The 26,640-nt window shown below is 62.1% G+C and carries 20 protein-coding genes and 1 pseudogene; 11 read left to right on the top strand and 10 right to left on the bottom strand.

The genetic code is table 11. From position 1 onward, the window contains the following. Positions 1–75: 75 nt before the first annotated feature. From TU73_RS02535 to pbpC, 5 genes are all read right to left on the bottom strand, one after another. On the bottom strand, positions 76–633 hold the full coding sequence (locus tag TU73_RS02535; RefSeq protein WP_057010814.1) for a DUF4136 domain-containing protein: 558 nt from the start codon (positions 631–633) through the stop codon (positions 76–78). Between the two features lie 44 nt (positions 634–677). Beyond that, a complete protein-coding gene (locus TU73_RS02530) occupies positions 678–1,280 on the bottom strand; it encodes a DUF4136 domain-containing protein (protein ID WP_057010813.1) in 603 nt (200 codons plus the stop codon). A 24-nt stretch (positions 1,281–1,304) separates the two neighbouring features. Continuing rightward, the gene (locus TU73_RS02525) at positions 1,305–2,054 is read right to left on the bottom strand and encodes a methyltransferase (protein ID WP_057010812.1); all 750 of its coding nucleotides are present in this window, start codon (positions 2,052–2,054) and stop codon (positions 1,305–1,307) included. Continuing rightward, positions 2,047–2,355, bottom strand: a complete 309-nt coding sequence (locus TU73_RS02520; protein WP_057010811.1) for a MazG-like family protein — start codon at positions 2,353–2,355, stop codon at positions 2,047–2,049. Before TU73_RS02520 ends, TU73_RS02525 begins: the two co-directional genes overlap by 8 nt. A 160-nt stretch (positions 2,356–2,515) precedes the next feature. Continuing rightward, on the bottom strand, positions 2,516–4,846 hold the full coding sequence (gene pbpC / locus TU73_RS02515) for a peptidoglycan glycosyltransferase PbpC (RefSeq protein ID WP_057010810.1): 2,331 nt from the start codon (positions 4,844–4,846) through the stop codon (positions 2,516–2,518). Between the two features lie 91 nt (positions 4,847–4,937). Here pbpC and TU73_RS02510 point away from each other — a divergent pair, with 91 nt between their 5' ends. Beyond that, on the top strand, positions 4,938–5,231 hold the full coding sequence (locus TU73_RS02510) for a hypothetical protein (protein ID WP_043049487.1): 294 nt from the start codon (positions 4,938–4,940) through the stop codon (positions 5,229–5,231). 76 nt (positions 5,232–5,307) lie between these two features. Here the strand turns inward: TU73_RS02510 and TU73_RS02505 are convergent, their stop codons facing one another. Further along, the gene (locus tag TU73_RS02505) at positions 5,308–10,206 is read right to left on the bottom strand and encodes an alpha-2-macroglobulin family protein (RefSeq protein WP_057010809.1); all 4,899 of its coding nucleotides are present in this window, start codon (positions 10,204–10,206) and stop codon (positions 5,308–5,310) included. A 210-nt stretch (positions 10,207–10,416) separates the two neighbouring features. On the opposite strand from TU73_RS02505, the gene TU73_RS02500 reads away from it, so the two are divergent. Then, complete coding sequence (locus tag TU73_RS02500) at positions 10,417–11,760, top strand: MATE family efflux transporter (RefSeq protein ID WP_057010808.1); 1,344 nt, start codon at positions 10,417–10,419, stop codon at positions 11,758–11,760. 111 nt (positions 11,761–11,871) lie between these two features. Here the strand turns inward: TU73_RS02500 and speA are convergent, their stop codons facing one another. The 4 genes from speA to TU73_RS02480 form a co-directional block, all read right to left on the bottom strand. Continuing rightward, the gene (gene speA, locus TU73_RS02495; protein ID WP_057010807.1) at positions 11,872–13,785 is read right to left on the bottom strand and encodes an arginine decarboxylase; all 1,914 of its coding nucleotides are present in this window, start codon (positions 13,783–13,785) and stop codon (positions 11,872–11,874) included. A 142-nt stretch (positions 13,786–13,927) separates the two neighbouring features. After that, positions 13,928–14,299, bottom strand: a complete 372-nt coding sequence (locus TU73_RS02490) for a translation initiation factor Sui1 (protein WP_043049484.1) — start codon at positions 14,297–14,299, stop codon at positions 13,928–13,930. A gap of 182 nt (positions 14,300–14,481) precedes the next feature. Further along, positions 14,482–15,018, bottom strand: a complete 537-nt coding sequence (locus tag TU73_RS02485) for an NUDIX hydrolase (RefSeq protein WP_057010806.1) — start codon at positions 15,016–15,018, stop codon at positions 14,482–14,484. A 2-nt stretch (positions 15,019–15,020) separates the two neighbouring features. Continuing rightward, on the bottom strand, positions 15,021–16,088 hold the full coding sequence (locus tag TU73_RS02480) for a DUF2333 family protein (protein WP_046070722.1): 1,068 nt from the start codon (positions 16,086–16,088) through the stop codon (positions 15,021–15,023). Between the two features lie 298 nt (positions 16,089–16,386). Here TU73_RS02480 and TU73_RS02475 point away from each other — a divergent pair, with 298 nt between their 5' ends. The 9 genes and pseudogenes from TU73_RS02475 to fis all read left to right on the top strand — a co-directional run bounded on the left by TU73_RS02475 (position 16,387) and on the right by fis (position 26,616). Next, complete coding sequence (locus tag TU73_RS02475; protein ID WP_057010805.1) at positions 16,387–18,057, top strand: response regulator; 1,671 nt, start codon at positions 16,387–16,389, stop codon at positions 18,055–18,057. A gap of 1,499 nt (positions 18,058–19,556) precedes the next feature. Then, a pseudogene (locus TU73_RS29565) lies at positions 19,557–20,072 on the top strand (methyl-accepting chemotaxis protein); the annotation flags it as partial. Between the two features lie 264 nt (positions 20,073–20,336). Beyond that, complete coding sequence (gene aroQ, locus TU73_RS02465) at positions 20,337–20,792, top strand: type II 3-dehydroquinate dehydratase (RefSeq protein ID WP_057010803.1); 456 nt, start codon at positions 20,337–20,339, stop codon at positions 20,790–20,792. A gap of 24 nt (positions 20,793–20,816) precedes the next feature. Further along, on the top strand, positions 20,817–21,281 hold the full coding sequence (gene accB / locus TU73_RS02460; RefSeq protein ID WP_057010802.1) for an acetyl-CoA carboxylase biotin carboxyl carrier protein: 465 nt from the start codon (positions 20,817–20,819) through the stop codon (positions 21,279–21,281). Between the two features lie 17 nt (positions 21,282–21,298). Beyond that, on the top strand, positions 21,299–22,660 hold the full coding sequence (gene accC / locus TU73_RS02455) for an acetyl-CoA carboxylase biotin carboxylase subunit (protein WP_046070717.1): 1,362 nt from the start codon (positions 21,299–21,301) through the stop codon (positions 22,658–22,660). A gap of 265 nt (positions 22,661–22,925) precedes the next feature. Then, positions 22,926–23,804 carry a 50S ribosomal protein L11 methyltransferase gene (gene prmA, locus TU73_RS02450; protein ID WP_057010801.1) on the top strand — a complete coding sequence of 293 codons (879 nt, stop codon included), beginning with the start codon at positions 22,926–22,928 and terminating at the stop codon, positions 23,802–23,804. A 30-nt stretch (positions 23,805–23,834) separates the two neighbouring features. Next, the gene (locus TU73_RS02445) at positions 23,835–25,100 is read left to right on the top strand and encodes a DUF3426 domain-containing protein (RefSeq protein WP_057010800.1); all 1,266 of its coding nucleotides are present in this window, start codon (positions 23,835–23,837) and stop codon (positions 25,098–25,100) included. A 185-nt stretch (positions 25,101–25,285) separates the two neighbouring features. Continuing rightward, positions 25,286–26,299: a tRNA dihydrouridine synthase DusB gene (gene dusB / locus TU73_RS02440; RefSeq protein ID WP_057010799.1), complete on the top strand. Its 1,014-nt coding sequence runs from the start codon at positions 25,286–25,288 to the stop codon at positions 26,297–26,299. Next, positions 26,296–26,616, top strand: a complete 321-nt coding sequence (gene fis / locus TU73_RS02435) for a DNA-binding transcriptional regulator Fis (protein ID WP_043049474.1) — start codon at positions 26,296–26,298, stop codon at positions 26,614–26,616. The genes dusB and fis overlap by 4 nt, the downstream gene beginning before the upstream one ends. The last annotated feature ends 24 nt before the right edge of the window (positions 26,617–26,640 follow it).

Raw genomic sequence — 26,640 nt, 5'->3', positions numbered from 1 at the left:
AGCTTGCTGGCGACTCGCCATATCGGCGACTGACGGAGATCCCGTGAACGTTGGAGCAGGTGGGAGGGGCGCCGATCAGTGCGGTGGGTAGTTGGAGAGGATCTTGGTCACAGTGCTACGGACAGCCTTGCTGCGGTCCTCTGGATTAGGCGTGCTGGCCATCATCTGCTCGTCGCTGCCGCGCCATACCAACTTGCCGTCCTTGCCGTCGAGCAGATCGATCTGGATGGTTGCCACTTTGTAGGTGATGTTGCGCGTTTCGTTGTACATCGGCGCGCCCCAGTAGCCATTCCAGGGGCCGCCCCAGGCGCCGCCGTAATTGGTGGTGACTTGTTGCTGGCGGTCTTCGACGATCAGGTAGGCCTGCACATTCAGGTCGGCCTTGGTGCCGGCCGCTGCGGGGCGCAGGCCGCGCTGGTCAAGCTGTTCGCCCACCGCCTGGCGGATGCGTTGCTCGGTAAGGTCGCTCTTGATTCGCGGATCATCCGGGCGGTACTGCAACGCCGGGTCTTTCCAGGCCCAATTGCGGTACGCGCCGAAGTCTCGGCTGGCGTCGAAATCGTGATTGACCTGGTTGCTCTGGCAACCGCCCAGCAACACAACGACAGCAAGTGCAGCGATACGACGAAACATGGCACTTCTCCAAAAACAACGTGAGCTTGAAATGAGAATAGCTGCTAACTGGGCGGATAGGCAGCCATTGCTTTCTGCATTGCCTTGCGCAAGCTATCGGCACGTTCGCTCAGGCTGCCCTGGCTGGTGGTTTCGGCGCTGGTGCTCCACACCGGCTGGCGGGTGCGCGCATCGAACAGGCTGATACGCGCCACCGCCACTGTCACTTCATAGGTGCGCACCACAGGCACGCTGTTGTACATGCCATAGCCGTTGCCGTAGCGGTTATAACCGCCGTAACCGTAGCCATAGTCGTCCTGCACCTGGCGCAGGCGTTTCTCCAGGCGTACGTCGGCGCTCACCAACAGGTCGGGGGCACGCTTGTCATGCAAGGGGCGCAGGCCGCGCTGGTCGAGCGCGCCGCTGACCGCCTCGGCAATCTGCGCCGAATCGGCCCAGGCCGTGCCCGCCGGCAGCTGGCCGTTGAGCCAGCCCCAACTGCGGTAGGCGCCATAGTCACGCACGGGCGCCGGGTAGGCACTGGCATCAAAAGTAGTGGCCGCCTGGGCCGGGGCCGGCGGCATCGGTGCCGACGAGGCGACGTAGGGGTTGGGGCTGGAACACGCGCCCAGGCCGAGGGCTAACAGGATCAAACAGAGACGACGCATTTCGACCTCCGCAGGCTGGTCCGCTTAAACCGGACGGCAGACCCAGTGCAAATAACGCCCAAGTCCGGCAAAGCTTGGGTGACGACGGTGAGCGAGTTCCATCTCCAACAAGTCCTGCAAATCGGCGCGGGCCTGGAATTCTACCGGCATATAGTCGTGAAACACCCGCACGCCACTTTGGCTTTCGACCTGCCACATCCCTTCAAGTTGCGCCGCCAACTCCCGTGGGTCGAGGGGCTGTTGCGGCGTAAGGCTCTGCTTTTCACCGGCCATATCGTTCTTGCGCATTTTGCGGAAGTGGCCTTTGAGCAGGTTGCGGTAGATCAACGCATCACGGTTGTAGAACGCCAGGGACAACCAGCCGCCGGGCAACGTCAATTGATGCAGCACCGGCAAAATGGCATGGGGTTCGGCCAGCCATTCCAGCACCGCATGGCACAGCACCAGATCGTAAGGCTCGGTGAGTTGGCCGAGCAAGTCTTGCCACGGCGCATGGATAAACGTCGCGGTCTGGCCGGCGTCGGCAAAGCGCTGGCGGGCGCCTTCAAGCATCGGCGCGGCGGGCTCGGCCAAGGTTACCTGATGGCCGTGCTCGGCCAGCCACAGCGACATATGCCCCAGGCCCGCGCCGATATCCAGTACGCGCAACGGGCGCTGCGGCAAGGCCTCGGCCAGGTCGGCCTGGAGCACCGCCAGGCGAATCGCGCCCTTGGCGCCGCCATAGATTTTTTCGGCGAAACGCGTGGCCAACTGGTCGAAATGACGATCACCCATGGGCAAACCGCCGCTCGCTGTCGGTCAGCTTGGCACGCACCACTTCGTTCATGTCCAGGCCCAGCTCACTGCACAACAACAGCAGGCACAACACAATATCGCCGACTTCCTGGCCGGCATGGGCAAGTTTATCGGCGGGAAGCTGGCGGGACTGGTCTTCGGTAAGCCACTGGAAGATTTCCACCAGTTCGGCCATTTCCACACTGGCGGCCATGGCCAGGTTTTTCGGGCTGTGGAACTGCTTCCAGTCGTTGGTATCGCGAATGCGGTGCAGGCGTTCGGTGAGGTGTTCAAGGTTCATGCGGGGGCTCCTGAATGGGTATAGCTTCAGGGGGATGGGGATTGAAGGCAAGTGAATAGCGGTGATGTGCTCAAGGCCGCCATCGGGGGCAAGCCCCCTCCCACACTTGATTTGTGAATACATTTCAAAATGTGGGAGGGGGCTTGCCCCCGATGAGGCCCTAATCAACAACGCTGAACTCAAGCCTGGCGGTTTGCCCAGCCTCATCCAGAACGCTTAGCTGATAGCGGCCCAACCGCTCGAAACTGGCACTGATACTGTCCTGATTGGCGCTGTCACCCAACGGCGCGCCATTAAGGAACCACCAGCGCCGACCACTGCCACCCAGGGCGGAAATTTTCAGGCGCAGGGTTTGTTGGCTGGCAGCCGGCAAGCGCAGTTGGTCGCCTTCGCGTACCCCTACGATGGACAACGGCGACGACGCAGCCAGCGCCGGTGGCGGGCAGTCCGGGTCAGGTGCAGGGATGCGCGTCTCACGGCGCTCGATCCTTGGCAACCAGGGTTCCAGCGGCGCCGGCCACAGGGCAAGGTGCTTGGCCTGTGCGCCTGGGCAATGGGCGTCGACCCTCAACCCCTTGGCGTTGACCCAGATGCTTTCCATCAAGCCCACACTCAAGGGTTGGTCCAGTGCCTGCAAGGTGGGCGGCGTGGTGTTGTCCAGCGTCCAGGCAAAGCGCTGGCGACGGCAGTTGGGGTCGCTGCGGCTCATGGGCTGGCCCAGGGGCCAACAGATCGCCGCCACACCAACATTCGCCGGCACCGGTTTGACCGGCGCGCTGATGCCGCGCTGGCTGTCACGATTGGTCAGCACGTCATGCACCTGCAACATCAACGGCGCCGCCGAGGCCAGGCCGAACTGGCCCGGCACTGGCGTGCCATCCGGACGGCCGATCCATACGCCGATCAAATAACGCGGGCCCACGCCAATTGCCCAGGCATCGCGAAAACCATAGCTGGTGCCGGTTTTCCACGCCAGCACCGGGCGTTGCACCAGCTCGGCACGCGGGTCTCGATCGGGCCGTGCCTGGCCGCTGAGGATGCGCCGCACAATCCAGGCCGCCCCGGGTGACAGCAGTGGCCGTTCCCTGAGCGTGTCGTCCGGTTGCAGTCGCAGGGTGGCGCTCTTGCCGTCGCGGGCCAAGGCGCTGTAGCCGCTCACCAAGTCTTCCAGGCGACTGCCCGCGCCACCGAGGATCAGCGCCAGGTTCGGCTCGGCCAGCGCCGGCAGCGCCAACGGCATGCCGCCGATGCGCATCTGCGCGGCAAAGCGCTTGGGCCCGTAGGCTTCCAGCAATTGCACCGCCGGCAGGTTCAACGAGCTGGACAGCGCCGTGCTCGCCGGCACTGCCCCGGTGAAGCCCATGGAAAAGTTGCCCGGCCGGTAATCGCCATAACGCCTAGGCACGTCCTGCAACAGCGATTCGGAGTGAATCAAGCCATCGTCCAGGGCCATGCCATACAGGAAGGGTTTCAACGTGGAGCCGGGCGAACGCAGCGCGCTGATCATGTCCACATGGCCAAAGCGCCTGGTGTCGTTGATATCCACCGAGCCCAGGTAGGCGCGCACGGCCATGCTTTCTTCCTCGACCACCAGGATCGCTGCCGAGGTGTGTTCCGGCAGCCGTGCGCGCCAGCCCAGCAGCAGGTCTTCGAGACGCCGTTGCAAGGTGGCATCCAGGGTGGTGCGGATCAGCGGCGGGCTGTCCGGACGGTTGAGGCGGCGTGCAAGTAATGGCGCCAGGCTCGGTTCCAGGCGCGGAGCGAGCAGCAGCGGTTCTTCCAGGGCTTCATCGACCGCCGATTGCGGCCATACCTTGAACTCGGCGAGGCGGCGCAGCACCTTGTCGCGGGCCTCCTGGGCGCGCTGCGGGTGCCGATCCGGGCGTAAGCGACTCGGCGCCTGGGGCAATACTGCGAGCAACGCGGCTTCGGCGTGGGTCAGTTGGGACGGCGACTTGCCCAGGTACGCCCAACTCGCCGCCGCCACGCCCTGCAAGGTGCCGCCGAAGGGCGCACGGTTGAGGTACAGGTTGAGGATTTCGTCCTTGGACAGGTGCCACTCCAACTGCGCAGTGCGCCACAGCTGGCGCAACTTGCCATGCAGGGTGCGCGAGTGCGGGTCGAGCAAGCGCGCGACTTGCATCGACAAGGTGCTGCCGCCGGAGACCACCCGTGAACCTGTGAGGTTTTGCCACGTTGCCCGCACCAGCGCCAACGGGTTGACCCCAGGGTGCTGGTAGAACCAGCGATCTTCGTAAGTGAGCAATGCATCGAGATAATACGGCGACACTTCGCTGGTACGCACCGGATAGCGCCACACCCCATTGGCATCGGCAAACCGCCACAGTGGTGTGCCATCCTCGGCCAGCACCACCCGGGCCAGGTCGTCCTGGGGCAAGGGCAATGGCCAGATCCGATCAGCCAGCCACAGCAAGGCAATCACCAACAGCAGGCTCGCCAGGGTCCAGCGGGCAACAAAACGCAAATTCAAGCGGGCAAACCTCTATGCTTGTAGGGAACTAGCCTGTGGCAATAACGACCAAAGGCACAGTCACGCCCACCTTCTTATTCAGGACACGCACATGCAGGTAGAAAGCTTTTTCGAATGGTTGGGCCAGGCGCTCGGCTCCGTCATCCGGTTCATCGTCGATGGGCTCAGTGGGTTGTTCGGGGCCTTGACCCACGCCGGCGGCAACTTTATCGATGGCCTGTCGCGCACCTTGGGCATGGACACCTCGATCATCAGCATCATCACCCTGATCGTCGGCCTGCTCTTGCTGTACTCGGCGGTACGCGCCTTCATGCGGGCCTCGATCATCATGGGCATCATCTGGCTGCTACTGGGCCTGTGGCTGCTCAGTTGGGTTGTGCACTGATTTATCTGACAGTGCCAGTCACTTGTGGGAGGGGGCTTGTTCCCTCCCACAGTAGTCCCCATCTCAGATTCAGCGATCAGCGGCCCTTGATCACCATATCTCCCGGCGTCTCGCCCACCGCCTGCCAGTTCGGTCGATACATCGACTCCACCTGCGGCGGCGGCACGCGATAGGTTCCCGGCGTCACCGCCCGCGCCAGGTACAGCAGATGGGTGGTGCCATAGCCATCCAGGTTCATCGCCGCCACATAGCGGTCATCCCTGAACTCCTGATGCTTGAGCGAGGCATTCTGCATCGACTCGCGCCATTGCTTCACCTGGCTACTGGCGTTTTCCAGGCTGGCCGCGCTTTGGGCCAGGTTCTGGTTTTCCAGTTCCAGGCCGGCGGGCAGCAGGTCCACCACCAGGGCATCCGGCACGCGCTGCTTGGCACTGACGGCCAGGTGCACCAGCACCAGGTCGCCGCTGGCGAGGCTACGCAGGTTCAGCGGCTGGCCGTCCATGCCCAGGTATTCGCGGCGGATGCTCAGGTTTTCGCCACCGGCAGCCGGCGGCACTTGTGGATAACCCGAGATCGTCAATTGCTGATACACCGGCGCTTCGCCCTGATTGCTCAAGGCCAGGTCGCTGGACAGCAGCTTGCCCTCCAACGCCAGGGTCGATTGCTGGTTATTCAACTCATGCGTCCCGTCGCTGCCGGTGAGCGACACCTGCCAGTCGGCTTGCGGTTTGGCAAACCCGAGGCGCCCGGCGAGGAACAGTGAATTACGCTCCTGGGTCGATAGATAGGGGCTGGCGGCCAACTGGTCCGAGAGGGTGAACAAACGCTCTTCACGTTGGCCCTTGGCCAAGTCATTTTCTTCCAGCAATGCCAGGATCATCGCCTGGTCACGCAACGGGCTGCCATAGTCGGCCAGCCATTCTTTGCTGCTGCGCTGTGCCGCCAACCCGGCCAACAGCGCCTGATCCGCACGCGGTTGATCGCCCATTTTCTGCAAGGCGATGGCCAACTGCACCAGCGGTAACCCGGAGCGCGCATCGCTGCGCCGCTCGAACAGGCTGCGCAACGCTCCCAACGGCGCCTGTTGACTGCGCGCCAGCACCATGCCGGCGTATGCCTGCACGGCAAACCGCGTGTGCTCGGCGTTGTCGCTGTAGTCGACTTCGATCAGGTTGCGCTCCTGCACATACCGCAACAAACGTTCGCTGGCCTTCTTCAAGGCTTCAGGCGGTACGGCAAAGCCCTGGTCGCGGGCGCGCAGCAGGAAGTCGGTCACATACGCCGTCAGCCAATATTCTTCCTCGCCGTCGGCGCCCCACAAACCGAAGCTGCCGTTGTAGCGTTGCATGCCCAGCAGGCGCTCGATGCCCAACTCGATCTTGCGCTTGCGCTCGGCATCCGGCTCGCCCTTGATGCTCAGGCGCTTGAGCAGTGCGTCATCGGCATACAACGATGGGTACAGGCCGCTGGCAGTTTGTTCCAGGCACCCATAAGGGTAGGCCTTAAGTGCGCTGATCTGTGCACCCAGGTTCAACGGTGGCCGGCTCGACAGGCTCAACAGCGCTTCGCGCCCGGAGGCATCGAACTGGTCCAGCGTACCGGCAGGCAGGCTCCATGGCTGATCCTTGAGCACTGCGCGGTAGTGCTTGAGCAGCGCCGGATACGCCGGGCGCACGCCCAAGGTCCATTCGCGGCTGAACGGCGGCAGGTTTTCCCCCGGCAGGTCCAGGCCATTCACACTGACCTTGATCTTGCCCTGGCCCAGACCGCCCCAGGCCTTCACCGGGATGCGCAGGGTGGTGCGCTGGCCTTGCTTGAGGTCAACCGATTGCGCGCCGCTGTTGACCAGCTCCAACTGTCCTTCGGCGGTCAATTGCACATCGAGCTTCTGCGCCTTGCCCGACAGGTTGGAGAGGTCCAGGGCCAAAGTGGTCTGGTCACCTCCCGCGAGGAAGCGCGGCGCCGACAATTCGGCGATCAGCGGCGCGGCGATCACCGTCTTGCCTTCGGCCATGCCGTAGCGATCATCGCTCCAGGCCTGGGCCATCAGGCGCAGTTCACCGTTGAAGTCGGGTATGTTGACGCTGACTTCACCTTCGCCTTTGTCGTTCAGTGTCACCGGAGCGCTTTGCAGGGCGACGATGGTCACGCTGGTGTCCGGGCGCTTGCCGCCCTTGGCCAATGCCGCGTCACCACCAAATGCCAGGCTGGCCAGGCGCCCCTGGCCGGCTTCGATCAGTTGGCCGTAGATGTCGAACTGATCGACACCATAGGCTTTGCGGCCGAACAGGCTGGAGTAAGGATCGGGCGTGGGGTATTCGGTGATATTGAGAATGCCCACGTCCACCGCCGCCAGCAGCACATGCACCTGTTTCGGTACGCTGCCATCGGCATTCCTGGCGGCGATCTTCACCGTCAGCGGTTGTTTGGGGCGCATTTTTTCCGGCGCAGTGAGGGTCAGGCCGAGCTTGCGCTGGGTGCGGTCCAGCGGCAGGTGCAACAGGCCCACGGCGCGCTTGGGGGTGATATTGGCTTTGCGCTCGCCGGGACGGATCACCAGGGCGCTCACATACAGGTCATGGCGCGACCATTTCGGGTCGAGCTTGACCGCAAAGCTCTTGCCTTCGGCCGGCACGTCGATTTCCTGCCACCACAGCGGGCCTTCGGCAGATTCCACCAGCAGGTAGCCCTTACCGGCAGCCGGCGGGGTGACAGTGACGTTGGCAGTATCGCCGTCGCCATAAGCGGGTTTATCCAGTGCCAGCTTGACCTGGTCGGGGCGCACGGCGCCGCCTTCGGTGTTGTCCTGGGCCTGATAGCCGGCCCAGAAACGCACGCTACTGACCAGGCCGGTCTGCGGGTCTTCAACCTCTACACGGTAAGGGCCCCACTCCACCTGGAAGCTGACCTTGGCGGTATCACCGGCCTTGATGTCCAGGGTCTGCTCGTCGAGGTTGAGGAATTTCTCGTTGTAGTGGTAGCTCCAGCCATCGTTGTCGGAGTAGTTCCAGTAGTAGTCACGGCGCTCGCGCACCAGGCGCACTTTGAGGCCTTGCGCGGCGAGTTTCTGCCCGTCCTGGTTGGCCACCAGCACTTCGAATTCCACCGGGCCATCGCCATTGGTTTCCTTGCCGTCAAACAGCCCGCGCAGGCCCGGCAATTGCTCGGCCGGCCAGATCGGCTGTACCAGGCGCCGAGTGATCGGCCGCCCGCCCGACTCTTGCAGGCTGGCTTGCACAATCAATTGCAGCGGCGACTTGGCCTCGGCCCATTTGCTTTCCAGGGTCAGCGCCTCCTCGCCGTTGGCGTCGAGTACGCTTTCGTCCAACTCGAAATCCTGGCTCAGTTCTTCTTCGGTGACGGAGCCGAACTGATAGCCAGGCAGGGCCTTGACCGCTTCACGCAGCGGACGCACATAGACTTGGCCACTGACCCGATTGCCGGATGCCGGTGCGCCATACAAATAACGGCCGTTGACCTGGATAACCGGGTTATCCGCCGGGCTCAGCGCCGTGTCACTGCCCTTGAGTTCCAGTGCGAGGCGTTCGGGCAGGAAGTCTTCGACGAGGAATTCATACAGCTGCGGCTTGCCATCGCCCAGGTCGAACACCAGCTGCCAGCGCCCGGTCGGTGCTTCAGCGGCCAGTTGCAGCGGGTATTGATAGAGGCCGGAGGCATCGGCCTCCCATACGAATTTGCGGCTCACCTGTTCATCCGGACGGCGGACTTCGACACTCACCGGCTGCGGCTTGACCGCGTTGCCATCCTTGTCGCGCAACAACGCATTGAGCAGCACGGTTTCGCCAGGGCGATACAGGTCACGCGGGCCGAACACAAAGAACTGCAACGGGTGGGACGGTTGCCCACCGATATCGAACTCGGCGAGGTCCAGCGCGGCGCTATCCAGGCGCAACAGGCTGGTTTGTTCACCAAGTTTTGCCAGCAGCACCTGGGCTTTTTTCGGCAGCGCCAGCTCAGCGTGGCCACCGTCTTCGGTCTTGCCCTGGCCAAGCACGCGGCCTTCGGCATCGAGGATTTCCAGCTCGACGCCGTTCAGTGCCTTGCCGCCTTCCAATGCCTGGGTAAACACATCCAGGCGATTGGCATAGCGGTGCACCGACAGGCCAATATCACTCAAGGTAAACAGCGTGGCCGGTTGCGAATAGTTGTAGGTGCCCGAAGCACGCATCACCGCCAGGTACACGCCCGGCTGTTGCAACTGCTTGAGGCCGGCAATCGGCAACAACAGGGTTTCGCGGGTGTTGCGCGCAGGGTTCAGGTCGAAGCGCCCGCCGTAGACCAGGTCGGCCATCGGCAGCAGTTCCCGGGACTCATAGCTTTGCAGGCTGGTATTGCGCCCCCACTGCGCCAGGAACGACGGCAGGGATTCAGGCTTGATACGGAAGAATTCGACGTCGATCTTGTCGACATTCAGCGCGATCACCGGCAGGCCCTCGGCCAGCCGCGTCGGCAGCAGCGTACCTCGGCTGGCGAAGCCGACGGTGGCTTGCAGATCGCGGGTTTCCAGGCGGGCGGTGTATTCGGCGGCGAGCTGGTTATCGTTGACCGCCTTCAACCCGGCGTCCACTGTCAGTACCAGCTTGCGCTGCGGCTCCAGGTGACGCAGGCGCAGTTCCATGAGGTTATCCGAGAGCTCCCAGGCGCCATCGACCTTGCCGGACTTGCTGTCCACCAAGTGCAATTTATCGGCGAATTTCTGTTCCGGGTCCAGGGGAATGGAAAAGCTCACCGACAAGGTGCTGGCCCCATCCAGTTGCACTTCGGACACGTCCACCACACTCAGCTCACGCCCGGCATAGCGCTGCTTCAACGCCGCTACGTCCACCGCCGCCTTGACAGTTTTGGGTGCCACGCTTGGCGCTGCAGGGGCCGCGGGTGCAGCCGGTTTATCGGAAGAATCACAGGCGCTCAGCAGGGCCAGCGCGCAAGCGAGGAACAGTCCTTTGTTAAACATGGGGCACTCGTCGTCAGAGGGAACCTGGGGGTGAACTATATATCAGCGTCGGCCTGGCTGCTGCGGCGCCGGTCACATTGACCGACGGAGGGGCGGTTGGTTCTAGGTGAGCATGAAGCCAAGCCAAATCCCACAGCCACTGGAGCTCCCACATTGGTTCTGCTGTGTGGCAGGCTGACGGTTACAATGGCGCTCCACCAAGGAGCCTTCATGACCGCCCTGCTCGCCGACTGGCGCCACCGCCCCACCCATCGCCGCGTATGGGCTCTGGCCGCGCCGATGATCCTGTCGAATATCTCCGTGCCGCTGGTGGCCCTGGTCGACAGCATGGTCATCGGCCACCTGCCCCACGCCCATCAACTGGGTGCCGTGGCCGTCGGCGCCAGCCTGTATACCTTCCTGGCCTGGGCCATGGGTTTCCTGCGCATGGGTTCCACCGGGTTCGCCGCCCAGGCCGCCGGGCGCAACGATGGGGCGGCGCTGCGGCAAATCCTGTTGCAAGGCTTGCTGCTGGCGCTGGGGTTGGCGACGTTGCTGGGTACGATAGGTATTCCCCTGAGCCATCTGGCTTTGGAATGGATGCAGCCTTCCCCTGAACTGAACCAACTGACCCGCGAATTCTTCCACACCCGCCTGTTCGGCCTGCCCGCCGCCCTCGCCAGCTACGCGCTGGTCGGCTGGTTCCTCGGCACGCAGAATGCGCGGGCGCCGTTGGCGATTCTGCTGACCACCAACCTGGTGAACATTGCGCTTAACCTGTGGTTCGTACTCGGCCTGGACTGGGGCGTGGTCGGCTCCGCCCGTGCCTCGGTGATCGCTGAGTGGACCGGCGCCCTGCTCGGCCTGGCGCTCACGCAAAAAGCCCTGCGCGCCTATCCCGGCCATATCGCCTGGGCGGCGCTGAAACTGTGGCAAAGCTGGCGGCCGTTGCTGGCGGTCAACCGCGACATTTTTATCCGCAGCCTGGCCCTGCAGTCGGTGTTCTTCATGATCACGGTGCAAGGCGCACGGCTGGGGGATGCCACGGTCGCCGCCAACGCCTTGTTGCTCAATGGCCTGTTGCTGACGGCGCATGCGCTGGATGGGTTGGCTCACGCCGTCGAAGCTCTGTGCGGCCACGCCATCGGCGCCCATGACCGCCATGCATTGCGCCGCTCGCTGGTGGTTGCCTGCGGCTGGTCGTTGATCGCCAGCATCGGCTTTGCGCTGCTCTTCACCTTCGGCGGCCATCTGTTTATCGCTATGCAAACAGACATTCCCAGCGTGCGCGAAACGGCCGACATCTACCTGCCTTACCTCGCGGTACTGCCGTTGATTGCGGTGTGGAGTTACTTGCTCGATGGCCTGTTTATCGGCGCAACGCGGGCGCGGGAGATGCGCAATGGGATGTTGCTGACGGTGATACTGGTGCTACCGATTGCCTGGGCGTTGCAGGGCTTGGGTAACCACGGGCTGTGGATTACCTTCCTGCTGTTTATGGCGGTGCGCAGTTTGACGTTGTGGGTAATCGCCTGGCGCCTGAATCGGCAAGGGCTGTGGCTGGGCGCAAACTGAAGGAATGCAGACCCAATGTGGGAGCTGGCTTGCCTGCGATGGCGGAGTGTCAGCCCCCTAACGGTTGCCTGACACTCCGCCATCGCGGGCAAGCCCGCTCCCACATTTTTATTACGAGGACAGGTACGAAGAACGCGTCAAGCCCAGGCGCAACGCGTCCAGGAACTGCGTACGTTCACTGGCGCTGATCTTTGCACTCGCACACTTGTCACGGTAATGGGTCATCAACTCTTCCGGCGACAAGTGCACATAGCGCAGCATGTCTTCGATGGTGTCGTGGGTCTCGATCCCGGCGCTGTACACCGAGCCGTCTTCACGCTGGTAGATGTTCACCGAGTCGGTGTCACCGAACAGGTTGTGCATGTCACCGAGGATTTCCTGGTAAGCGCCCACCAGGAAGATGCCCAGCAGGTAGTCCTCACCTTCGTTCAAGGCATGTACCGGCAGGCTGGTCTCGATGCTCTGCTCGTCGACGTATTGCTTGATCTTGCCGTCGGAGTCGCAGGTCAAGTCCTGCAATACCGCACGGCGCAGCGGCTCTTCGTCGAGGCGGTGCAGCGGCAGGATCGGCAGCACCTGGCCGATGGCCCAGGTGTCCGGCAGGCTCTGGAACACCGAAAAGTTGCAGATGTACTTGTCGGCCAGCTTGTCGTTGAGTTCGTCCAGCACCTGGCGGTGCGAGCGCTGGCGGGCTTTCAGCGAGTTATGCAGGCGGCGGCACACGGCGAAGTAGCACTGTTCGGCCAGGGCTTTTTCCGCCAGGGTCAGCTTGCCATCGGCGTACTGGGTGGCCACGTCGCTCATGTAGTGGGTGGCGCGCCAGTAGGTTTCGGTGACCATCTCGATGTCGGTCGGGCCCAGCAGGTCCACCAGCCATTGCACGGTTTCCGGCAGGCTTTCCTTGTTTTCGATGAGCGGGATTTCGTCGTTGTGCTTCTCGACGTCCGTCACCTGCACCACCAGCATGGCGTGGTGGGCAGTCAGGGAACGGCCGCTTTCGGAGAAGATGTTCGGGTGCGGCAGGCTCTGCGCATCGCAGAACTCCTTGAGCATACCCACGACCACGCCGGCGTAGTCGTCCATGTCGTAGTTTATCGAGCTGGCGTTACGCGAGTGGGTACCGTCGTAGTCCACGCCCAGGCCGCCGCCGACGTCGATGTGGTCCACCGGCAGGCCGAGGTTGCGCAGTTCGCCGTAGTAACGGATGGCTTCCTTGAACCCGTGCTGGTAGTCGGCCAGGTTGGCGATCTGCGAGCCCATATGGAAGTGCAGCAGGCGGATGCCCTGGTCCAGGCCGGCAGCGCGGAAACGCTCGACCACCGACAGCAACTGCGCCGCCGACAGGCCGAACTTGGATTTCTCACCACCGGTGTCCGCCCACTTGCTCGATGCCAGGGACGACAGGCGCACACGCAAGCCGACCTGGGGCTTGACCTTGAGGCTCGCCGCCTCTTCGATCACCAGTTCAACTTCGGATTCCTTCTCGATCACGATGAATACATTGTGGCCGAGCTTCTGGCCCATCAGCGCAAGGCGGATGAATTCACGGTCTTTATAACCGTTGCAGACGATGGTGCCGCCCTTCGGCGCCAGGGCCAGCACCGCCAGCAACTCAGGCTTGGAGCCGGCTTCCAGGCCGATCGAGACGTTCTGGGTCGCGATGATGTTCTCGATCACCGCTTCCTGCTGGTTCACCTTGATCGGGTACAGCGCGGTGTACTTGCTCTGGTATTCCAAGCGCTCGATGTTGGCATCGAAGGCGCCGGTCAACTGGCGCACGCGGTCTTGCAGGATATCGGGGAAGCGCACCAGCAGCGGCAACGACAGGCCGCTTTTGCGCAGCGCATCGACTTGCTCGTACAGGTCGACGGGCGTGCTGTTCGGGCCGTTCGGACGGACTTCTACGCGACCGGCTTCATTGATCGCGAAATACCCGGCCCCCCAATGGCGAATCCCGTAAACACTGCGGCTGTCCGCAACTGTCCATTGGCTGCCATCGTCTTTGCGTGTGCGTCGTACGGACATCGAAGTCCCCTATAAATGAAGGCGAAGGCGCCACCTCTCACGGAGGCTGGCGCAGTCTAAAGAATGAAAATGACGATTTGCCTGTGAGCAGGGTAGACCCCACTCCCCGGACAGAGTTTAGATACAGGTCGGGAAGAGGCTTTCAGCCGCCGGACTTCTTGGCCTTGTACCCGAGCTTGATCAACTCGGCCAACAGCAGTTCGACGTGGTCACCCTGGATCTCGATGACCCCGTCTTTCAACGCGCCACCAGTGCCACAACGCTTTTTCAGCGTCGTGGCCAGTTCCTTGAGCGCATCTTCAGCCAGGGGCACGCCGGTGATGGTGGTCACCGTCTTGCCGCCACGGCCTTTGCTCTCGCGGCGCACGCGGGCAATACCGTCGCCTTCGGGGATCAGGGTCTGTTTGCAGATGCAGGCGTCCACGGGCTGGCGACAGTCCGGGCAGTGTCGACCTGCGTCGGTGGAAAATACCAGGCCACCCAGGGCGGCGAAGGATGCGGCTTTTTTGGCCACCGGCAATCCTCTTCGGAGGATGAAGACTGATCGGCCAGCACCAACGGGCGAGACCGACCGCGAAGCCCCACTCTGGCAGGGGCAGCGCTACCGAACCGCAAAATGGTTCGGGTGAAAAGGCGCGCAGTGTAACGACAAAAAGCCCGGTTGCTAAGAGCCAAATGGCGCCAATTTATGCAACTTTAGCGACGCAGGGCCAGATAGCGCCGCAGCCCCTCTTGGGCGTCCGGGCAGTAGGGCTTTTGTGCGGCCTCCTGCTGGATGGTTTCGATGGTTAAAAACCGTGCCTCCATCACCTCTTCGGGCTGCAGGCGCAGGGGACCATCCCACACCGCGGAGTAAGATTTGCACCAAAGCCGACTGTCGCCATCCTCGAAATAGAAATGGTCATGTTCGGTCAAGGGCACACCGCTGACGCCCAACTCTTCTTCCAGCTCGCGGGCTGCCGACAACGCGTAAGACTCACCCGCCGCCACCATCCCGCCCGCCGCCGTATCCCAGAACCCCGGGTACAGGGCTTTGCTCAGCGTGCGCCGATGCACACACAGCTCGCCTTTGGAATTGAACAGAAAGATAAAGGTGCAGCGGCCAATCAAGCCGCGCCGGCGCAGGTCGGACCTGACCAGATGGCCGAGCAGCTTGTCCTGCTCGTCGACCCAGCAGATCAGTTCGGCATCGGAAGCCGCTCGGTGAGCGGCCTCCCTGGAGGAAGCGTCCATCATCAACCCTGGTTGAGGAGCTGACGCAAATCGATCACTGCAGCGTTTGCCCGGGAAATATAGTTGGCCATCACCAGCGAATGGTTCGCCAGTACACCGAAGCCACTGCCATTGAGAATCATGGGGCTCCAAACCGGTTCCTGCGAGGCCTCCAGCTCACGAATGATCTGGCGCACGCTGACGGTGGCATTTTTCTTGGCCAGCACGTCGGCAAAGTCGACTTCGATGGCGCGCAGCAGATGGGACAGGGCCCACGCCTGGCCGCGCGCTTCGTAGAACACGTTGTCGATCTGCATCCATGGGGTTTCCACCACTTCCTCATCGACCTGCGGCACTTCGCCCGGCGCCAGCGCCTCGGTTTTCAGCGCGGTGTTCAGCTTGACTCGACCCACGCTGGCCGACAGGCGCTGGGACAACGAGCCCAAACGGGTGGCGACATCGCCCAACCAGTTGTTCAGGTTGTCGGCACGCGCATAAAACAGCGCGCCGCGCTGGTTCGGGTCAGACAGGCGCGCTTCGTAGCGGCTCAGGGAGTTGATGCCTTCCTGGTATTCCGACTCACTGGATGGCAGCACCCAGCTCTTGTTATCGAAGTTGAAGCGCGGCTCGGCCTTGGCCAGATCGGCGTCTTCAGCCGACTGCGACTGCGAGCGGGCAAAGTCTTTACGCAGGGCACGGGTCAGGTCACGGACCTGCACCAGCACGCCATATTCCCAGCTCGGCATGTTGTCCATCCACAGGCCAGGTGGGAAACGATCATTGGAAATGTAGCCGCCCGGCTTGTTCAACAGAGTGCCAACCACAGTCTTGAGGGTCTCGACGGTGGTGTAGCCCACTACCATCTGCTTGCCTTCCTTCTCGGCGGCAAGCTGGGCATTTTGCTGGACCGGGAACAGCGCCGGCTCCTGGCTCCAGTACCAACCCAGGCCACCGGTGACCAGCAGGTACAAGCAGATCACGCTGAGCAAGGCTCGGCTCATCAGCAGGTTGCGAAAATAGCTGCGGTTGGCCGACTTGGGCTCAGGGGCGGGGCCTTTGGCACTGCCTGCACGGTTTTTCCAGTCCAGCATGGCGATATCCTTTCAATCACTTGAGTTCATGCACGTCAATTGTCCGGGTGCGTTCAGACACTCCGACCACAACCCTACCCCATCGTGCCCATCGGTGCGGGGCTTTTGCGCGAAAGTGGCGCGCAACGGCAATTGGACTATAAAGGATGCACGTCTTTTATGCTGCGCGACCAGCGGGTCGATAACTGAATGTCACGCACGCGGACTTAATTGACGTATGACACTCATGCAACAGAAAAGAGGTGCTAGCATAGAGCCATCAGTCGACCTCAGCATGCACCCTCACAGTAGTCAGGATATGACCGAGCCAGAAGACCCCAGCCGCGAGCGTCTCAAGCAGCATTTTGCCCAGCGGGTAATTCATCAGGCACGTCAAATTCTTGAGATCTGGCAGCGCCTGCAGCGCAGCGAATGGTCCAACGCCGATTTCTCCGAGCTCAGCGAAGCCAACCTGCGCCTGCTGCGCTTTGCCGAGCGCTTCGAACAGCCGGAACACAGCCAACTGGCCCGGCATATCGGTGAATCCCTGCAGGCCGTGGACGAAAACCGCGGCCGCCTGAGCAGCCAGTTGATTACCGAGCTCAACCGCTTGATGCAACGCTTGTCGCGCACCGGCCTGCGCCAGGGCGACCAGCTTGAGCAAACCTTCCTGCCGCCGATGCGCAAGCCCATCTACGTGATGCTCGCTGACCACGATCGCGCCGAGCGCCTGGCCAAGCAGCTGGAATTCTTCGGCATGAGCGCCCAGTCCCTGAACAGTGTCGCGGCCTTTCGTGCGTCCATGGCCGAGCGCCTGCCGTCGGCGATTGTGATGGATGTGGACTTCTGCGGCCCAGGCCTGGGCCTCAAGCTCGCTGCCGAAGCCCAGGAGGGCCTGGAGCAAAAGCTGCCGCTGCTGTTTTTCAGCCTGCACGAAACCGACACCCCGACACGCCTGGCCGCCGTGCGCGCTGGCGGCGAGGAATTCCTCACCGGCACCCTGGAAGCCTCCAGCCTGCTGGAAAAGATCGAAGTGCTCACCTGCATTGCCCAGTACGAGCCGTACAAGGTGCTGATCATCGATGACTCGCGGGCCCAGGCGTTGCATACAGAACGCCTGCTCAACAGCGCCGGCATCGTCACACGCACCCTGATCGAACCGATCCAGGCCATGGCCGAGCTGGCGGATTTCCAACCCGACCTGATCATCCTCGACATGTATATGCCTGCCTGTACCGGCACCGAACTGGCCAAGGTGATCCGCCATAATGACCGCTATGTCAGCGTGCCGATCATCTACCTGTCGGCCGAAGACGACCTGGATAAACAACTGGACGCGATGAGTGAAGGCGGCGACGACTTCCTCACCAAGCCGATCAAGCCGCGCCACCTGATCACTACCGTGCGCAACCGCGCAGCGCGTGCGCGCAACTTGAAGGCGCGGATGGTGCGCGACAGCCTGACCGGGCTATACAACCATACGCATATCCTGCAATTGCTCGAGGACTGCAGCTTTCGCGCCCGCCGCGAAAACAAGCCGTTGAGCTTTGCCATGCTGGATATCGACCACTTCAAAAGGGTCAATGACAGCCACGGCCACCCCATGGGCGATCGCGTGATCAAGAGCCTGGCGCTGTTTCTCAAGCAGCGTCTGCGCAAGACCGACTATATAGGCCGTTATGGCGGTGAAGAATTCGCCATCGTCATGCCCGACACCGACCTGGAATCGGCCTGCAAGGTGCTGGACGAGATTCGCGGGCGCTTTGCAGAAATCCACTACCCCGCCCAACCCCAGGATTTATGGTGCACTTTCAGCGCCGGCCTGGTGGAGCTGTGCGACGACTCCGACAGCCTGATGATGGCCGCCCAGGCCGATGAAGCGCTGTACCGCGCCAAGGATGCCGGGCGTAACCGTGTACAAGCGGCCCGCACATCAAAGCAAAGTGCCATCTTTTCACCAGAATCCACCGAATCGGTCATAACTCTGTAACGCAGGCGCAATAACTTCAGGCACTTATCTTTTGCCGTCGGTTGAAACCCCGCATGCGCCTCAAGCTGCTGACCAATCTCAATACCCTTCTGCTGGTGGCCGTGTGCATGGCCCTCGGCGCGACGCTGTGGTGGTCGCAACGGGCGCTGGAGCGTCCGTATTTATTGATGGAGCGCTACCTGGGCCTGTCCCAGGTGTTTCAAAACCAGGCAGCACGTAATATCGACGACTACCTGGCCAGCGGCGATACCCTGCGCCTGAGCGCTGCCAGCCAGAGCCTGGAAAGCCTGTTGCAGCAACTCGCCGAGCTGCCGGCCGAGCTGGCGCAAACCCTGCGCCCCAGCCTGGCGGACCTGGAAACCTTCAGCAAGACAGACCTGCTGGCCGCCGGCAAACTGGCCGGCGACCCGCAAGCGCTGCTGTTGCAGGCCGAACGCGAACTGGGGGCTAACCTGGAGCAACTGAGCCAATACGCCAGCGGCGTCAATAGCGCCGATGCGGCCCGCTACCTGCCAGCGCTGCTCGCCGCCTCACAGCACCTGGGCAAGCTGTCCCTGGCACGGGACAAGCTGGTAAGCAGTGGCCGCGCCGAGTTGGCCGATGAGGTGGAGCGAGAGATCGCCAATATCCGCACCCAGGCTGAGCTGCTGGGGCAATTGCCGTTGCTTGGGGTAAAGGCCAGCGCCGAATCCAACACCGACGATTTCTCTGCACTGATGGGCCTGGAAAACACCGAAAAAACCGAAGCCCAAGATACTGGCGTCGATCTCAAGCGCGAACTCAATAGCCTGCTGACCCGTTACCCCGCCGAACTCAAGCGCACCCGGGAGCAGATCCAGCAACGCGCCGACCTCGCCGCCGGCACCCAGATGAAAATCGCCAGCGTGCAGCAAGCCATCGCCGGCCTGGAGCCAGTGGTGCGCGCGCAACACGCCAGGATCCAGGGCGAAGTCCGCGTCATCCAAGGCGTGATGATTGGCCTGATCCTGCTGATCGCCCTGCTGATCGACACCCTGCAACGCCGCCTGGCTCGGGTACTGACCAACCTGGCACCGGCCTTGTCCACCTGGGCCGAAGGCGACTTCAGCCAGCCCATTGCCTTGGGCAGGACCAACCGTGAACTGCACGCTATCGAAGCCTCCCTCAACCGTTTGCGCGCCTACCTGGTGGACCTGGTGGGCACCATTCGTGGCAACGCCGAAGAAGTCGCCGGCAGCAGCCGCGCCCTGGCCGAACTGAGCAGCGGCCTGCACGACGGCGCCGAGCGCCAGGCCGGCGACACCGCGCAGATCCGTGATTCCCTGGGCGAACTGGAAGCCACCATCCAGCAGGTAGCCGGTGATGCCAGCCAGGCCGCCGGCGCCAGTCGCAGCGCCGGCCAGGCGGTGGAGCAAGGCCAGCGGGTGATCGGCCTGAGCCTGACCGGGCTGCACGCCCTGGTGGGTGAAGTACAGCAAAATGCGCAGATGATCGAGAAACTCGCAGAAGAATCCGCCACCATCGGCGGTGTGCTTACAGTGATTCGCTCGATTGCCGACCAGACCAACCTGCTGGCTCTCAACGCCGCCATCGAAGCCGCCCGTGCCGGTGAAGCCGGGCGTGGTTTCGCCGTGGTGGCCGACGAGGTCCGCTCGCTGGCCCAACGCACCGCCGGCGCCACCGCCGAAATCCAGGGCCTGATCGCCGGCCTGCAAACCGCCGCCCATCAATCGGTGCAAGGCATGCGTGCCCAGGTCGAACACGCCGAAGCCACCGCCCAGCAAGCCCAGGCGGCGGACGGCGCGCTGGATGAAATCGTCGGGGCGATCCAGACGATTTCCGAGACTGCGGTGCGCATCGCCGATGTGACCGCGCAGCAGAGTGAGGCCGTGAGTGAGATTCGCGATAACAGTGAGCGGATTCATCAACTGGGCGAGGATAACTTGCTGCGTATTGGCCAGGGCCGTAGCCAGGGCGAGCACCTGCTGGTCCTGGGCGGGCGACTCACTACTGCCGTACAAGCCTTCCGCGTCTAACCCGATTTCCCGCCCCTGTGAAAATCAAAATGTGGGAGCTGGCTTGCCTGCGATAGCGGTGGATCAGCCAACTCATCCGCCACTGACACACCGTCATCGCAGGCAAGCCAGCTCCCACACTGACCAAATGTCGGCCCCCAGTCACAAATTTTGCGCAATCCTCGCTAATCGTGCCGCCTACTGCATAGAACTGGACAGTCATAAAGGCTTTGCGGCATAGTCGCCGGGTTCTGCTGCACCCACACCCATAATAAGGAACAGCCGATGGCGACCTTACTGGTTCTTCACGGACCCAACCTGAACCTGCTCGGCACCCGCGAACCGGGCGTCTACGGGGCAGTGACCCTCGACCAGATCAACCTTGACCTGGAAAAACGGGCCCGTGTTGCCGGCCACCATTTGCTCTACCTGCAAAGCAACGCCGAGTACGAATTGATTGATCGTATCCATGCCGCGCGTGGCGAAGGTGTGGACTTTATTCTGATCAATCCCGCCGCTTTTACACACACAAGCGTTGCATTACGTGACGCGTTGCTGGCGGTGAGCATCCCATTCATCGAAGTGCATTTGTCCAACGTGCACAAACGCGAACCTTTCCGCCATCACTCTTACTTCTCCGACGTAGCGGTAGGAGTGATCTGCGGCCTTGGCGCCAGCGGTTACCGACTGGCCCTGGAGGCCGCCCTGGAACAGCTTGAAGAACAGGCCAAGCGCCCCTGACCGACCCTTGGGAGTTGATGATTCATGGATATCCGTAAAGTTAAGAAACTGATCGAACTGCTGGAAGAATCCGGTATCGACGAGCTGGAAATCAAGGAAGGCGAAGAGTCCGTACGGATCAGCCGTCACAGCAAGACCCCGGCCCAACAGTTCTACGCGCCACAGATGCAAGCACCGGCTCCAGCCGCTGCCGCCCCTGCTGCCGCCGCACCCGCCGCTGCTGCACCTGTCGCTCCGGCCGCACCTGCGCTGAACGGTTTCGTGGTCAAGTCGCCCATGGTCGGTACGTTCTACCGCACCCCGGCACCGACCTCGCCAGCCTTCGTTGAAGTGGGCAAGACCGTGAAAGTGGGCGACACCATCTGCATCGTTGAAGCGATGAAGATGATGAACCACATCACGGCCGAAAAAGCCGGCGTCATCGAATCCATCCTGGTGGAAAACGGTCAGCCGGTTGAGTACGACCAGCCGCTGTTCACCATCGTTTGAACCGCGGAGCACCTTCGATGTTGAAACCTGCGAAGAAACTGCAAAAAGTCCTGATCGCCAACCGCGGCGAGATCGCGCTGCGTATCCTGCGCGCCTGTAAGGAAGAGGGCATCAAGACCGTCGCTGTTTACTCGACGGCCGATACCGAATTGATGCACGTGAAACTGGCGGACGAAAGCATCTGCATCGGCCCGCCATTGGCCGCGAACTCATACCTGAAAGTCTCGAACATCATCGCCGCGGCCGAAGTGACCGGCGCCGATGGCATCCACCCGGGCTATGGCTTCCTCGCGGAAAACGCCGATTTCGCCGAACAGGTGGAAAAATCCGGGTTTGCCTTCATCGGCCCGAAAGCCGAAACCATTCGCCTGATGGGCGACAAGGTGTCGGCCAAGGACGCCATGATCGCTGCCGGCGTACCAACCGTTCCAGGCTCCGACGGCCCGCTGCCGGAAGACGAAGCAACCGCCCTGCGCATTGGTCGCGAAGTCGGTTACCCGGTGATCATCAAGGCCGCCGGTGGCGGTGGTGGTCGCGGCATGCGCGTGGTGCACAAGGAAGAAGACCTGATCGAAGCCGCCAAGCAGACCCGCTCCGAAGCGGGCGCCTGGTTCGGCAACCCGATGGTCTACCTGGAAAAGTACCTGACCAACCCACGTCACGTGGAAGTCCAGGTACTGTCCGACGGCCAGGGCCACGCCATCCACCTGGGCGACCGCGATTGCTCGCTGCAACGTCGCCACCAGAAGGTATTGGAAGAAGCTCCGGCACCGGGCCTGGACGAGAAAGCCCGCCAGGAAGTGCTGGCGCGTTGCGTCAAGGCGTGCATCGACATCAACTACCGTGGCGCCGGTACCTTCGAGTTCCTCTACGAGAACGGCCGTTTCTACTTCATCGAGATGAACACTCGTGTGCAGGTAGAGCACCCGGTATCAGAGATGGTCACCGGTATCGACATCGTCAAGGAGATGCTGAGCATCGCCGCCGGTAACGTGCTGTCCTTCACCCAGGACGACGTGAAGATGCACGGCCACTCCCTGGAGTGCCGCATCAACGCCGAAGACCCGAAAACCTTTATCCCAAGCCCTGGCCTGGTCAAGCATTTCCACGCGCCCGGCGGCAACGGCGTCCGTGTGGATTCGCACCTGTACAGCGGCTACAAGGTTCCGTCCAACTACGACTCGCTGATTGGCAAGCTGATCACCTGGGGCGCGACCCGCGACGAGGCCATGGCCCGCATGCGCAACGCCCTGGACGAAATCGTGGTCGACGGCATCAAGACCAACATCCCGCTGCACCGGGACCTGGTTCGCGATGAAGGCTTCTGCGAAGGTGGTGTGAACATTCACTACCTGGAACACAAGCTGGCCAACCAGTAAGTGCTCCACCCAACAAAGCCGCCTTCGGGCGGTTTTGTTGTTTGTGGGCCCCAACTTTCAGGCCATACGCAGTACAAATGTGGGAGGGGGCTTGCCCCCGACAGCGGTGGATCAGTTACAGATATTGAGACTGACCCACTGCAATCGGGGGCAAGCCCCCTCCCACATTTGATCTGTGCAGGTCGTCTTCTGCTGTGCTCTCGCGTAAACTTGCGCGCTTTCGCGGCCTACTCGCTGCACATTCATTTTTTCAAAGGTGCCCGCCATGCCTTGGCTGCAAGTCCGTCTCGCCATCAGCCCAGAACAAGCCGAAACCTACGAAGACGCGTTCCTCGAAGTGGGCGCCGTATCGGTGACCTTCATGGACGCCGAAGACCAGCCGATCTTCGAACCTGAACTCAACACCACGCCGCTGTGGTCCCACACCCATTTGCTGGCCCTGTTCGAAGACGGCACCGAGGCCGCCAGCGTCCTGGCCCATATGGAGCTGCTCACCGGCGCGCCGCTGCCCGAGCATCACAGCGAAGTGATCGAAGACCAGGACTGGGAGCGCAGCTGGATGGATAATTTCCAGCCCATGCGTTTTGGCCAGCGCCTGTGGATCGTACCGAGCTGGCATGCCGCTCCTGAACCCGAGGCGGTCAACCTGCTGCTGGATCCGGGCCTGGCGTTCGGCACCGGCACCCACCCCACCACCGCCCTGTGCCTGGAATGGCTGGACGGCCAGGATTTGACCGACTGCAACGTGCTGGATTTCGGCTGTGGCTCGGGCATCCTGGCGATTGCCGCCCTGCTGCTGGGCGCCAAGGAGGCCGTGGGCACCGACATCGATGTGCAGGCCCTGGAAGCCTCCCGCGACAACGCCGGGCGCAACCACATTCCCGAAGGCAAATTCCCACTCTACCTGCCGGAGGATCTGCCGCAGGTACAGGCCGATGTGCTGGTTGCCAATATCCTCGCCGGGCCATTGGTTGCCCTGGCGCCGCAACTGTCGAGTCTGGTCAAGCCCGGCGGCCGCCTGGCGCTGTCGGGTATCCTCGCCGAACAAGGTGAAGACGTCGCCGCAGCCTACGCCCAGGACTTCGAACTGGACCCGATCGCCAACCGTGATGGCTGGGTACGCATCAGTGGTCGTCGGCGCTAGAATGAGCGCTTGCCTGAATCGGATGACCGCATGACCGACAGCTTCGTCACCCAGTGCCCGCACTGCCAAGCCCGTTTCCGCGTCAACCATGCCCAGTTGAGCGTGGCCCGTGGCGTGGTGCGCTGCGGCTCGTGCCTGCAAGTGTTCAACGCCGCTCGCCAGTTGCTGGAGCAACGCGCCCATGCGCCTGCACCGCAACCGGAGCTGCCGGCTGGCGACGAGCCAGCCGATAGATCGACTGTCGAAGCGACACCCGAGCCACCGCGGGCAATCAGCCAGAAACAATGGACGGCCCAAGCGCTGGACCTGGATAACCTGGATCTTGACCAGGAACTGGCCAAGCTGGAGCGTCGTGATATCCAGCACACCCAGGCATTGGGTGCGGAACAACGCCAACCAGGCGCCGAGCGTCGGCAAAAGGAAGAGTCCTTCAGTGCCAGCCGCGACACGGTCAAGGCCGAAGAAGAAAAATGGGCCGCCAGCTTGTTCAGCGAACCACCCGAGGAGCGTGCCCAGGTACCTGAAGACCTGTCAGAGCCGACCAGGGCACCTGCGTCCAAACAGCGCACAGAACCGTCCATGTCGGCCCATGCCGCCGACCTCGATGACCAACCGCTGCTGGATGCCTCCCCTGGCGAGGACGACCTTGACCCGCCGCTGACGCCTGTCACCGACATGAGGGGTGAGCCTGAATCCGACGAGCGCCCACAGTCACGCCGCAAACGCCAGCGCCCAGAAGCCGCCTTACACGACGACCTGCTCCAGGACCTGGAAGACGATCCGCTGCACTTGTATGCGCAGAAACGTCCGTCGGGCTGGGGCCGCCGCTTGATCTGGATATTGCTGGTAGTGCTCGCCGCCGCAGGCCTGGCAGGCCAGTACATCGCCTACCAATTCGACGACCTGGCCCGCCAGGACGCCTACCGCCCGTGGTTCCAGGAACTGTGCCCGAAACTGGGCTGTACCGTGCCATCGCGGGTCGATATTGCCCATATCAAGAGCAGCAACCTGGTGGTACGCAGCCATCCGGAGTTCGCCGGGGCGCTGGTGGTGGATGCGATCATCTATAACCGTGCGACCTTCTCCCAGCCCTTCCCACTGCTGGAGCTACGCTTTGCGGACTTGAACGGCAGCCTGATTGCCAGTCGTCGCTTCAAACCTGCCGAATACCTCAGCGGTGAGTTGGCCGGTGTCAGCGAAATGCCTTCGCAGACGCCGATCCACATCTCCCTGGACATACTTGACCCAGGTAACAAGGCCGTGAACTACAGCCTGAGCTTCCATTCGCCCGAGTGAACCGGCGCACATGTCGCGGTTTGACGGCGGATTATTGACTTTTGCGCCATCGACCAAACCGATGGCAATAAAAAAGCAACTGTTCAGATTTTATCCAATTCAGCCTTTAACCAGTCATCGAGAGCGGGTATCATGCCAACCCTTTTTCGAACTCTAATGATCCGGCCCCACAACAGGGAAGTCCTATGTCGGCGGTACGCATCGGCCCATACACATTGCAGAACGGCTTGATCCTCGCCCCGATGGCGGGCGTCACCGACCAGCCCTTTCGTCAGCTGTGCAAACGTTTGGGCGCGGGTCTAGTAGTCTCTGAAATGGTTACCAGCGACATGAGTCTGTGGAACACCCGCAAGTCGCGGATGCGCATGATCCACGAAGGAGATCCCGAGCCACGCTCGGTGCAGATCGCCGGGGGTGACGCGCAGATGCTGGCGGAGGCCGCCCGGGCCAATGTCGAGTTGGGTGCGCAAATTATTGATATCAACATGGGCTGCCCGGCCAAGAAGGTCTGCAATAAGGCCGCCGGTTCCGCCTTGTTGAAGGATGAGCAGTTGGTCGCCGAGATCCTGCAGGCCGTTGTCGCCGCAGTGGATGTGCCGGTGACCCTGAAGATTCGTACCGGTTGGGACCGGGACAACAAGAATGGCCTGACAGTGGCGAAGATCGCTGAACAGGCAGGTATTACAGCGCTGGCGGTGCATGGCCGCACCCGCGCCGACCTTTACACCGGTGAAGCCGAGTACGACACCATTGCCGCGATCAAGCAGGCCGTGTCGATGCCGGTTTTTGCCAATGGCGACATCGACTCCGCCGAGAAAGCCCGACGCGTACTGCACGCGACCGGCGCCGATGGTTTGTTGATTGGCCGGGCCGCCCAGGGGCGGCCGTGGATTTTTCGTGAGATCGAGCATTTCCTGCGTACCGGCGAAGTATTGCCGGCACCGGGACTGAACGAGGTGGAACATATTCTGCTAGAGCATCTGGCCGCCCTGCACGCCTTCTATGGGGATGTGATGGGGGTACGCATTGCTCGCAAGCATGTCGGCTGGTATCTCGCCACCTTGCCGGGCGCCAAGGAGTTCCGCGCCCAGTTCAATCGTTTGGATGAAACGCAGGCACAGGTCGCCACCGTTCGTGAGTTCTTTGCCGAACGTGACAAGAGCCTGGGAACAGGGGATGGACAAGGGGTGGCCGCATGACGACGATGACCGAGACTTTAGTGAGTGGAACAACACCCGTGAGCGACAACGTCAATTTGAAACAGCACCTCAATACGCCGAGCGAAGAAGGCCAGACCCTTCGCGGGAGTGTCGAGAAGGCGCTGCACAATTATTTCGCCCACCTTGAGGGCGCTTCCGTCACGGACGTGTACAACCTGGTGCTCTCCGAAGTCGAGGCACCCTTGCTCGAAAGCGTGATGAACTACGTCAAGGGCAACCAGACCAAAGCCAGTGAGCTGCTGGGCCTCAACCGTGGCACCTTGCGCAAAAAGCTCAAGCAGTACGATTTGCTGTAAGCATTCAATCAAACCAGAAAGGCG

Source organism: Pseudomonas libanensis (assembly GCF_001439685.1).
GTDB classification, from domain to species: Bacteria; Pseudomonadota; Gammaproteobacteria; order Pseudomonadales; family Pseudomonadaceae; genus Aquipseudomonas; species Aquipseudomonas libanensis.
This window is presented reverse-complemented; position numbering and strand designations above follow the sequence as displayed.